11 protein-coding genes and 1 pseudogene are annotated in these 10,641 nt (G+C 66.2%); 8 read left to right on the forward strand and 4 right to left on the reverse strand.

Annotated elements, in window-relative coordinates:
- Positions 1-49: 49 nt before the first annotated feature.
- Entirely contained in the window at positions 50-541 is a 492-nt protein-coding gene (locus ACREB7_RS19350; protein ID WP_431593900.1) for a hypothetical protein, read from the forward strand.
- On the opposite strand, the gene ACREB7_RS19355 is transcribed toward ACREB7_RS19350, so the two are convergent.
- From ACREB7_RS19355 to ACREB7_RS19365, 3 genes are all read right to left on the reverse strand, one after another.
- Positions 538-1,365 (reverse strand): hypothetical protein, encoded by an 828-nt coding sequence (locus ACREB7_RS19355; protein ID WP_431593901.1) that lies wholly within the window; start codon positions 1,363-1,365, stop codon positions 538-540. The genes ACREB7_RS19350 and ACREB7_RS19355 overlap by 4 nt on opposite strands.
- A gap of 71 nt (positions 1,366-1,436) precedes the next feature.
- Positions 1,437-2,756 carry a homoserine dehydrogenase gene (locus ACREB7_RS19360; protein ID WP_431593902.1) on the reverse strand — a complete coding sequence of 440 codons (1,320 nt, stop codon included), beginning with the start codon at positions 2,754-2,756 and terminating at the stop codon, positions 1,437-1,439.
- A 90-nt stretch (positions 2,757-2,846) separates the two neighbouring features.
- Positions 2,847-3,656 (reverse strand): hypothetical protein, encoded by an 810-nt coding sequence (locus ACREB7_RS19365; protein ID WP_431593903.1) that lies wholly within the window; start codon positions 3,654-3,656, stop codon positions 2,847-2,849.
- 337 nt (positions 3,657-3,993) lie between these two features.
- Here ACREB7_RS19365 and ACREB7_RS19370 point away from each other — a divergent pair, with 337 nt between their 5' ends.
- From ACREB7_RS19370 to ACREB7_RS19395, 6 genes are all read left to right on the forward strand, one after another.
- Positions 3,994-4,650 (forward strand): energy transducer TonB, encoded by a 657-nt coding sequence (locus tag ACREB7_RS19370; protein ID WP_431593904.1) that lies wholly within the window; start codon positions 3,994-3,996, stop codon positions 4,648-4,650.
- A gap of 114 nt (positions 4,651-4,764) precedes the next feature.
- Positions 4,765-5,517: a MotA/TolQ/ExbB proton channel family protein gene (locus ACREB7_RS19375; protein ID WP_431593910.1), complete on the forward strand. Its 753-nt coding sequence runs from the start codon at positions 4,765-4,767 to the stop codon at positions 5,515-5,517.
- Positions 5,518-5,624: 107 nt separating this feature from the next.
- Complete coding sequence (locus ACREB7_RS19380; RefSeq protein WP_431593905.1) at positions 5,625-6,143, forward strand: ExbD/TolR family protein; 519 nt, start codon at positions 5,625-5,627, stop codon at positions 6,141-6,143.
- 33 nt (positions 6,144-6,176) lie between these two features.
- The gene (locus ACREB7_RS19385) at positions 6,177-6,602 is read left to right on the forward strand and encodes an ExbD/TolR family protein (RefSeq protein WP_431593906.1); all 426 of its coding nucleotides are present in this window, start codon (positions 6,177-6,179) and stop codon (positions 6,600-6,602) included.
- A 149-nt stretch (positions 6,603-6,751) separates the two neighbouring features.
- Entirely contained in the window at positions 6,752-8,062 is a 1,311-nt protein-coding gene (locus tag ACREB7_RS19390; protein ID WP_431593907.1) for a UDP-glucose dehydrogenase family protein, read from the forward strand.
- Between the two features lie 76 nt (positions 8,063-8,138).
- The gene (locus ACREB7_RS19395) at positions 8,139-8,717 is read left to right on the forward strand and encodes a superoxide dismutase family protein (protein ID WP_431593908.1); all 579 of its coding nucleotides are present in this window, start codon (positions 8,139-8,141) and stop codon (positions 8,715-8,717) included.
- 3 nt (positions 8,718-8,720) lie between these two features.
- On the opposite strand, the gene ACREB7_RS19400 is transcribed toward ACREB7_RS19395, so the two are convergent.
- A complete protein-coding gene (locus ACREB7_RS19400; protein WP_431593909.1) occupies positions 8,721-10,325 on the reverse strand; it encodes a spinster family MFS transporter in 1,605 nt (534 codons plus the stop codon).
- A gap of 107 nt (positions 10,326-10,432) precedes the next feature.
- On the opposite strand from ACREB7_RS19400, the pseudogene ACREB7_RS19405 reads away from it, so the two are divergent.
- Positions 10,433-10,641 (forward strand): annotated as a pseudogene (locus ACREB7_RS19405) (low molecular weight phosphotyrosine protein phosphatase); the annotation flags it as partial.

Below are 10,641 nucleotides of genomic sequence, written 5' to 3' on the forward strand. Positions count from 1 at the left end.
TCACTCTCCGTCTTTACTTGTTCCGCCGCGTCGGCATGGTGGGCGCCATATGGTCGCCCGCGCCGCTTGTCGAGAAACCATCGCGCGATTTGGCGCCGCTCTCGCCCTCGCCTGTGTCATGGGTGTGACGCCGGGTGAGGCGCAGGAGGTGCCCGCTCCGGCTCCGGTCTATGGCCCGCCCGCGCCCAAGCCGCGCGTCGATGCCGAAACGGCGGCCGCCAAGGCGAAGGAACTGGTCGATCCGATCAAGCGCTGCAAACCCGCCGAGGATGGTTCGATCGAGGTCTGCGGCAGCGATACCGATCGCCACCGCCTGTCGCCCGAACTGCGCGCGATCGCCGGGGTCGGAAAGTCGACGAAGGACAGCATCCCGCACCAGCCGGTCAGCGCGATGACCCTCGACAAATTGCCCTATAATTGGGTGTCGATCGGCGGTCGGATGAAACCCGGCCCCGAATATAATGCGCTTTATGAAATGGCGAAGCGCGCCACCGACCCCGAAACCGGGGTGCCGCCGCCACCCGCCGAGGGAGAGGATTAGGCGAAGACCTCGGCCGCACTCGCCCCCGGCTCGGACGCGCGATACAGGCCTGCGGGGATCAGCAATTGCCCGAAGAAATACAGGCCGAGCAGGATGACCCAGAGCAGGCTCATCATCGTTTCGGTCAGGCTGCCGGGGTCGTTGTTCAGGATGACGATCCCGTGGACCGCGACCAGCCCGCCGAACGCCGCGCCGAATAGGACGCCGTAGAGTAGGAAGAAACCGAACAGCCACCATTGCGCGCTCGCGGTGCGCCGCCATGATTCGACATAGGGCGAAAAGGGTTCGAGCCGTCCGCCGGCGGCCATGATCGGCCCGACGAGGCAGAAGCGTGCGAGCAACCACGACCCGATCAGCGCGGAAACGAGCTGGCGCGCGCCCTCGACCAGCGGTCCCGCGCGCGCCCAGTCGTCGTAACCGACCACCAGCACGATCGGCAGGACCAGGACCAGCCCCACGACCATATAGAGCAGCACATAGGCGAGGATATAGGCGAAGCCCGCGACCATCCCGTACATGACCTCGGACACATAGCCCTCGCGGATTTCCGTCAGCAGCGCGTTCCACGCGGCGAGCATCGCGCCGAAGACGATGACCAGCACGATGCCGAGCAGGTAAAGCGGTCCGGTGATCGAGCCGCCAACCCGATTGGTCCAGGGATCGGACGCGATCGCCATGATGTTGCGCAGACTGAAAATCGGCTCGCTCGACAGCAGCAGGAAAGGAAAGACCACCCCCAGCCCGATATAGACGAGCAGCGCCTGCCAATGCTCGCCGGCCATCGCCCGCGCTTCGGCCAGCCCGCGTTTGATCTCTATGTCCATGAAACTGCCCCCTGATCCCGCGTCATGGGTAGCAGGGGCGAAGCCGATTTCAAGCCGTGGGGGCGATGGCGCTAAAGCGCCAGGATCGGCATGTGCATCGGCGCGCCGATGACATGGTCCGACGCCGCGAGCGTCGCCAGCGCCGCCGCGATCGCGCGCGCCGGGCCTTCGTGGGTGACGATCGCGATGACGACGCCGTCGTCTTTCTCGGTGCCGCGCTGGATGAAGCTTTCGATCGACACCCCGGCGTCGCGCATCGCGGTGGCGATTTCGGCGAGCACGCCGATGCGGTCCTCGACCACCAGCCGGACATAATGTTTGCCGACCCGCGCCCCGGCGTCGGCGGCCGGCGCTTCGTCGAGCGCATCGACCGGCATCGCGAAGGCGGGGCCATATTCGTCGCGCGCGATGTCGATGATGTCGGCGACGATCGCCGACGCCGTCGGCCCCGCGCCCGCGCCGGCGCCTTCGAAGAACAGGCGGCCGACAAAATTGCCCTCGGCGACCACGGCGTTCAATGCGCCGGGGACATAGGCGAGCGGATGGTCGGCGGGAACGAGGCACGGCTGGACATGCTGATAGAGAGCATGCCCGTCGCGCTCGGCCATGCCGATCAGCCGGACGCGGTGCCCCAGGGCTTCGGCCTCGCGGATGTCCGCCGCGATCAGGTCGCGGATGCCGCCCGTCGCGACCGCGCCGATGTCGAGCTTCGTCCCGAAACACAGCGCCGCGAGGATCGACAACTTATGCGCGGCGTCGATGCCGTCGACGTCGAAGGTCGGGTCGGCCTCGGCATAGCCCTCGGCCTGCGCCGCGGCGAGCGCGTCGGCGAAGCTCGCGCCGTTCCGCTCCATCTGGGTCAGGATATAATTGCAGGTGCCGTTGAGGATGCCATAGACGCGCGCGATCTCGTTCGCCGATGCGCCCTCACGGATCGCCTTGATGACCGGGATGCCGCCCGCGACTGCGGCTTCATATTTCAGCGGCGTGTCCTTCGCCTCGGCGAGGCGCGCGAGGTCGAGCCCGTGATGCGCGATCATCGCCTTGTTCGCGGTGACCAGCGCCTTACCCGCGCCCAGCGTATGGCGCGCCAGCGTCAGCGCCATGCCGTCGGCGCCGCCGATCATCTCGACCACGACATCGACATCGTCGGCGCCGACCAGCGAATCGAGATCATCCTCCCAGCGATAGGGCGACAGGTCGACGCCGCGGTCCTTGTGGCGGTCGCGCGCCGACAGCGCGATGATCTCGATCGCCCGCCCGGCGCGGCGCGCGATCAGCTCGCGATTCGCCTGCAACAGCTTGACGACCCCGCTGCCGACGACGCCAAGCCCGGCGAGTGCGACGCGGAGCGGCGGACGCGGGGCGGTCGGGACGGGGGCAGGCGACATGCGGGGCACTCCTATGGCAATGCCAGCGCCCCTATCGGCTTTTCGCGCGGAAACAAGAGCGGCGCGGCTTCGCGGCGCCCTAGCTTTGCTTTACCCCGCCGGCGGCTTGCGCGTCCGCGTGCAGTCGCCGAGCGCGCCGAGCACGACGCTATAGTCCGACACCGCCTTGCGGCGATCCTCGGGCGGGGTTCCCGCCAGCCTGGCCTCGGGCAGGCGGCGCGGCAGGCCGCAGGCGAGCCGGTACCAGGCGAGCGTATTCTGCGCCGGCACCGCCGCCGATCCGTCGACGATTTCGCCGAACGCCGCCGCCCAGCGGCGCGACCCGTCGGCGGCGGTCAGGATCGTGAGCGACATCGGTTCGCCCGTCGCGGTATCGAAAAACAACTGCGTCTCGCCTTCGCCGGGCAGCGTCCCCGGCACATGGAACCCATTGGCGAAGCCGGTGATCGCCGGCGGCGCGCCGGGCTGGACCAGCTCGGTCAGCACCGCGCGCAGTCGCGCCTCGGTGGCGGGATCCCAGGGCAGCTGCGCGTCGGGTGCGACCAGCCGCACGCTGCCGGTGCTATTCGATCCGGCGACGGCGCCCGCGACGGGGCGGGCGAAGAGCAGGACCGGCTGCTTCTTTTTGAGCTTCACCGGCTTGCCCTTGGCGCCCAGCGGCAGGTCGACGAGATAGGATATGCGCGCGGCGAGCGGTCCCGAACCGCGAATCAGGCTGACGACATCGGCCTCGACATAGAATCGGCTCGAACCGGCGGCGACGCCGGGAGCCCGCTCGGGTTTGAGCGCCGTGGCCGACGCGATGCGCGCATGGATCGCCATCGGCGCGGTGGTGGCGAGGTCGGCGACATCGGCATAGCTATAGGGGCTGGCCGGCGCCGTCGTGGCGGGTGCCTGCATTGCAGAAACCGTGGAAATTCCAGCGCTTAAGCCGATGATGGCGGCCAGGGCGACGGGAAAGAGCTTGCGCATGCTTGATCCACTTTCTTTGATCGTTGACACCGGTAACGTCGGCGGCGTGCCATCATGGCTCGCGGCACATTAACCGCTGATAAAGGGTTTGCGAACTTGCCGCCACCGCGATAGGACGTCCGACGAAGTGTCCGGCATAGAACATAACAGCCGGATGCCGCCCGCCGGGTCTGCGGAATGCATCGGAATTATCCGGGCTTTTGGCAACTCCCCCCGACGGTATGGATTGGTGTCAGGATGATCTAGCAAGGAGCGTCGTTCCTGAATGGCTTATGGTGATAGTGTCGACCCTAAAAACAGGGTAGTGGCGATCGTCTTGGTGGGGCTGCTGACGGCGGGATTGGGCTACGGCCTGGTCAACGGCCTGAACATCAGCATCGTCAAGAAGCTCGCTGAAAAATTGGATGTGGTGGACGTCGAAGAGCCGCCGCCGCCCGAGGAGCCGCCGCCGCCGCCGCCGCCGGACAATGTCCTGCCGCCGCCGCCGCCGGTCGTGACTCCGCCGTCGCCGATTCCGCCGCCGGTGAGCACGAATACGGTGCAGTCGGTGCCGACGCCTCCGCGTCTGCCGCCGCCGCCGGTCTATACGCCGCCCGCGCCGCCGGCTCCGCCGCCGGCTCCGGATCTGAGCGCCGCCGGTACGCCGCGCGGCAACCCCGGCCGCTGGGCGACCAACGACGATTATCCGGCCCGTGCGATGCGCGAAGAGCGTGAAGGCACGACCGGTTTCCGCGTCACTTACGGTGCCGACGGCAAGATCACGTCGTGCGACGTGACCTCGTCGAGCGGCCATGCCGACCTCGATGCCGAAACCTGCAAGCTGATTCAGCGTCGCGGCCGTTTCAATCCGGGCAAGGATCGTGCGGGCAACCCGACGGGTGGTTCGTACAGCAACCGCATCCGTTGGCAGATTCCGCGTTGATCGGGGTCGCGCCCACGATCTGGATTTTTAGTTTTTGACGAAATTTTGAGAGGGAATACCAAGATGATCAATCTGATTGCGACCGCCGCCGCCGCCGGTCACCGGAGCTACGGCATGCTGCCGTCGTCGTTCTGCGAAGCAAAGCTTTCCGACCCGACCAACAAATATGGCGTCTTCCCGGCGCTGTGCGAAGGCGGCTGGATCACGCAGCTGACCGGCCTCGTGCTGGTCATCATGTTCATGGGCACGCTGTACATCCTGTTCACCAAGCTGTTCGAACAGAATAAGGTGATGAACCAGGGCAAGGCGGTCGACGCCAATTTCTGGCGCGCGCCGACGCTGGCCGAAGGCGCCGCGAAGCTCGAAAAGAACAGCGCCTATCGTCAGGTCGTCGAAGACGGTCTGCGCGCCAACGAAGAGCATAACAAGCTGACCGATCCCGTCGAAGCGCATGACTGGATGCACGGCACGCTCGAGCGTTCGCAGAACCACATCAACTCGCAGCTGAACTCGGGCCTCGCGTTCCTCGCGACCGTCGGTTCGACCGCTCCGTTCGTCGGTCTGTTCGGTACCGTTATCGGTATTCTGAACGCGCTGGTGAAGATCGGCGCGTCGGGTCAGGCATCGATCGACGCGGTCGCCGGTCCGGTCGGTGAAGCGCTCATCATGACCGCCGTCGGCCTGATCGTCGCGGTTCCCGCAGTGCTCGCGTTCAACTGGCTGCAGAGCCGCAACAAGGCGATCAGCCGCCGTCTGTCGACCTTCTCGAACGACGTTCTCGGTTCGATCATGTCGGGCGGCCAGGTGAAGCCGGTCCTCGCTCCGGCGAAGGCTGCGGCTCCGGCTGCTGCGCCGAAGAAGGCCTGATCTTCGCCCCGGCCTTCGGGCCGGGGACGAAGCGGACAGGGGGGCGTCGCGTTCGGCGACGACCCCCCGGGTCCATGACGATAATTTTGTGACAGGATGCTGATCCTATGGGAATGAGTGTAGGCGACAAGGGCGACGATGCCCCGATGTCCGACATCAACACGACCCCACTCGTGGACATCATGCTTGTGTTGCTCATCATCTTCCTCATCACGGTTCCCGTGGTGTTGGAAACGGTGAACCTCAAGCTGCCCGATGTGGTGTTCGAAGCGACGACGACCAAACCCGAAAACGTGCTCTTGTCGGTGCGTTCGGCGGATACCGACGGCGATGGCGCGCCCAATCCCGAAAGCACGGCGTGCGAAGTCTATTGGGGCCAGACCCCGGTCGATTCCAAGGAGCTGCTGAAAAAGGGCCAGGACAAGCTTGAGAAGCTGATCGCCGACATCGGCGGGGTCGAGAATATCACCGAGGAAAATTTCCCCGAAGTGCACATCCGTGGCGACATCAACACGCCCTATCAGTGCATCGGCGGGGTGATTTACACCATGCAATATGCGGGTTTCCAGAAGATCGGGTTCATTTCCGAACCGGCTGCTGGCTCGGGCACGCTCCAGCGCTATTGAGGCGCTGGACACAAGCTATAAAGGAATAATCGCATGTCCATGGCAGTTGGGGATCGGGACGAAAATGAACCGATGATGGATATGAACACGACGCCGTTGATCGACGTCATGCTCGTGCTCCTCATCATGTTCATCATCACGATCCCGCCGCAGACCCACGCGGTGAAGATCGACCTTCCGGTCCCGACCGACAGCAAGAGCAATGTCGATCCGGTGAAGAACAAGGTTATGATCGATCCCGCCGGGACGATCACCTGGAACGGCTCGCCGGTCGATCTGGCGACGCTCGAAAGCTATCTGCTCGAAACCAAGGCCTTGCCGGTCGAACCCGAATTGCAGGTTCAGCCGGACCCCTACGCCCGCTATATCGTCGTCGATCGCGTGATGGCGGTCGTCAAGCGCAGCGGCGTCGGCAAGCTCGGCTTCGTCGGCAACGAGCAATATGCCCGCGTCTTCTGATCGCTGATCGGACCCGCGTGAAACAATAGGGAGGGCCGCGAAGCAATTCGCGGCCCTTTCCCTTTGTGCGCTTTGGCTTTAAGGACGCGGCCCATTCTCCCTCCGCGCGCCGATGCCGCGCCGCCACCATCAGCAAAAGGGCTTCGCAGATGAAAATCGCCATGATCGGAACGGGCTATGTCGGCCTGGTTTCGGGTGCCTGTTTTTCCGATTTCGGCCATGACGTGGTCTGCGTCGACAAGGATGCGGCGAAGATCGACGCGCTGCATGCCGGCCGCATGCCGATCTACGAACCCGGTCTCGATGCGCTCGTCGCGGCCAATGTCGCCGCCGGCCGCCTGTCCTTCACCACCGACCTCGCCCCGGCGGTCGCGGGCGCCGACGCCGTGTTCATCGCGGTCGGCACACCGTCGCGTCGCGGCGATGGTCATGCGGACCTCAGCTATGTCTTCGGCGCCGCCGAGGAACTGGCCGCCACCCTGACCCACGACTGCGTCATCGTCACCAAATCGACCGTCCCCGTCGGCACCGGCGACGAGGTCGAACGCATCCTGCGCGAAGGCGCGCCGGGCCGGTCGCACAGCGTCGCCTCGAACCCCGAATTCCTGCGCGAAGGCGCGGCGATCGGCGATTTCAAGCGCCCCGACCGCATCGTCATCGGCGCCGAGGACGCGCGCGGCGAAGCGGTGCTGCGCGAAGTCTATCGCCCGCTCTTCCTCAATGAAGCGCCGATCCTCGTCACCCGCCGCCGCACGGCGGAGATGATCAAATATGCCGCCAACGCCTTCCTCGCGACCAAGATCACCTTCATCAACGAAATCGCCGACCTCTGCGAGGCCGTCGGCGCCGAGGTCCAGGACGTCGCGCGCGGCATCGGCCTCGACAACCGCATCGGCGGCAAATTCCTCCATGCCGGTCCCGGCTATGGCGGCAGCTGTTTCCCCAAGGATACGCTGGCCTTGCTCAAGACCGCGCAGGACAATGACGTGCCGCTCCGCCTCGTCGAGGCGACGGTGCTCGCCAATGACCTGCGCAAGCGGGCGATGGGGCGCAAGATCGTCACCGCGCTTGGCGGCAATGCGCGCGGCAAGACCGTCGCGCTGCTCGGCCTGACCTTCAAGCCGAACACCGACGACATGCGCGATTCGCCCAGCCTCGCGATCGTGCAGACGCTGATCGACGCCGGCGCGCGGGTGACCGCCTATGATCCCGAGGGGATGGAGATCGCGGCGCCGATGATGCCCGCCGTCGAGATGAAGGACAGCGCCTATGCCGCCGCCGACGGCGCCGATGCGGTGGCGATCGTCACCGAATGGGACGCCTTCCGCGCGCTCGACCTCGCGCGCCTCGGCGCCGGCATGACCGACAAATTGCTCGTCGACCTGCGCAACATCTATCGCCGCGACGAAGTGGCGCGCCACGGCTTCCGCCACATCGCTATTGGAACCGGCGGCGAATAAGGCCATCATCACCGGCAGGAACGAAAGTCGCCATGGCGGCATTGCGATTCCGGGCGTTTTTCGCGGGAGCAGAAGCATGACGATCCGTTCGACCATTGGCCGCAACCTGACGATCGGCGCGGTTGCGCTTTCGGCGCTCGCGCTCTCGGGCTGCGACATGATGGGCAAGGGCGGTCCGAAGGGCCCCAAGCTGCCCGTCCCCGACGCCTCTGCCCAGCTTTTCGACGCGCGCGGCGCCGATCGCGGCCGCGTCGACATCTTCAAGGATAGCGGCGGCCTGCGGCTCGAACTCGTCGCACGCGGCTTCGCCGCCGGCACCTATGGCATGCATGTCCATGGCACCGGTCTGTGCGACGGTCCCAAATTCACCACCGCCGGCCCGCACTGGAACCCGACCAATACCCAGCACGGCCGCGAAAATCCGCTCGGCGCGCATCATGGCGACCTGCCCAACCTCGTCGTCGAACCCGACACGATCGGCCGCGCGACGCTGCAACTCGTCGGCACGCGCCTGACGGGGGAGGGGGGGCTGCTCGACGCCGACGGTGCGGCCTTCGTCATCCATGCGAAGCCCGACGACATGAAGACCGACCCAAGCGGCAACAGCGGCGATCGCATCGCCTGCGGCGTGATCAACCTGCCGCCGAAAAAATAGGGCTCAGCCCGGCGCGCCCGCCGCGCGCTGGGCGATCGTCGCCTCGGCCTGCGGCACCGCGCGATAGGCATAGATCAGCAGGCCGAGCGCGATCGGCGCGACGCCGATCAGCGACAATATGCCGGTGCGCAGGTCGCCGACCAGCTTGCCGTCGACCATCGACCCCGCCAGATCGGAAATCTGGCCGGTCATATAGGGGCCGAAGGCCAGGCCGACGAGCGTCGTGCCGAGGAAGAAGGCGGCGGTCGCCGTGCCGCGCATGCGCGGCAGGACCAGGTCCTGCGTGGTCGCCGCCGCAGCGCCGAGTGCGGTGGCGCCGAACATTCCGGCGAGGAAATTCATCGCATAAAAAAGCGTGCCATTCTCGGTCGTATATCCGATCCAGATCGGCACGATCGGGGCGATGACGCCGAACATGATGACCCAGATCCGGCCCGCCGGATTGCGCGCGCGCAAGGCGTCGGCAACGCGGCCGCCGATGATCACGCCCAGAAAGCCCGCCACCGCGCCGTTCGCGCCCAGGACAAACGCCAATTGCTGCTTGGGCAGTTGCAAGACCGTCTCGGCATAGGGTGCGGACCAGAATCCCAGCGCCCAGGCGACCAGCGACACCAGACTATAGCCCAGCGTGGTGCAGATGAACGCGGGGGTGCCCCAGATCAGCCGGAAAGTTGCGGGGTCGCGCGCCTTGAGCGTGCAGGCCCAGGAGAAGACGGCATAATAGCCGAAGGCGATCGACGACCATTGCGGCAGGTTACCGGTCAGTTCGATCATCAGCCACGCCGCCGCGGCGGCGAGCGCCGCGACCGCGAGGTTGATCGCGAGCGCGGCCGGGCCGCGCTCCCACGCGCCGAGCAGCGTGAAAGGCGGGACAATGCTCTCGAGGTCGCGCAGGAAGCTGCGGAACGGGGTCGGCGACACCGGGCTGGGGACGCCGTCCATCGCGCCGCGCACCGGTTCGCGCAATGTCGATACCCAGAGCGCGATCAGCAGGCCGGGGATGCCGACCGCAAGGAACGCGCCCTGCCACCCGACGAGGCCGAGCGGGCCGCCGTTCGGCCAGGTCTCGTTCCAGACCTGCCCGATCTTGGCGCCGATCAGCAGCGACACGCCGCCACCGATGTAGAGCCCCGACGAATAGACGGCGAGCGCGGTCGCGCGCTGGCGCTTGGGGAAATAATCCGAAATCAGCGAGTAAGCGGTGGGACTGGCGGTCGCCTCGCCGACGCCGACGCCCATTCGGGCCAGCGTCAGGGTAAGCTGGGTCTGCGCAAAGCCCGACAGCGCGGTCATCGCCGACCACAGGGTCAGGCCGATCGCCAGCAGTTTCTTGCGGTTCCAATTGTCGGCCAGACGCCCCAGCGGAATGCCGAACAGGGCATAGAAGACCGCAAAGGCCGCGCCGCCCAGAAATCCCAGATCGCTGTCGGTCAGATCGAGGTCGGCCTTGATATCGACCGCGAGGATGCTCAAGATCTGCCGGTCGATGAAGTTCAGGATATAGACGACCACCAGCACGCCCAGCACATACCAGCTGTAACCGGTGGCGCGTGGCTCGCCGGTCGCCGGCGCGGCGGACATTTCGGTTTCGCTGGCGGTTTCAGCCATCTGGCAACCCTCTCCCTGACCCGTTATCTGTTATCGCTCATGGCTAGCAGAGCCCGGCCACGGCGCAAGTTGAAAGTCGGTTCAACTTTGTGGAGAGGATAGGCGATATGCGCGATGATCGAGACGTTGCGAGCCCCGCGATCCTCTTCCTCTGTCTCGGTAACATCTGCCGCTCGCCGCTCGCCGAGGGCGCCGCCCGCGCCGCCTTCGCCGCCGCGGGACTCGCCGCGACGCTCGATTCGGCGGGCACCGGCGACTGGCATGTCGGCCGTCCGCCCGACCCGCGCGCGCAGGCCGAGGCGCAGCGACGCGGCGC

The sequence above is a fragment of the Sphingopyxis sp. genome (assembly GCF_050725615.1).
GTDB lineage: Bacteria > Pseudomonadota > Alphaproteobacteria > Sphingomonadales > Sphingomonadaceae > Sphingopyxis.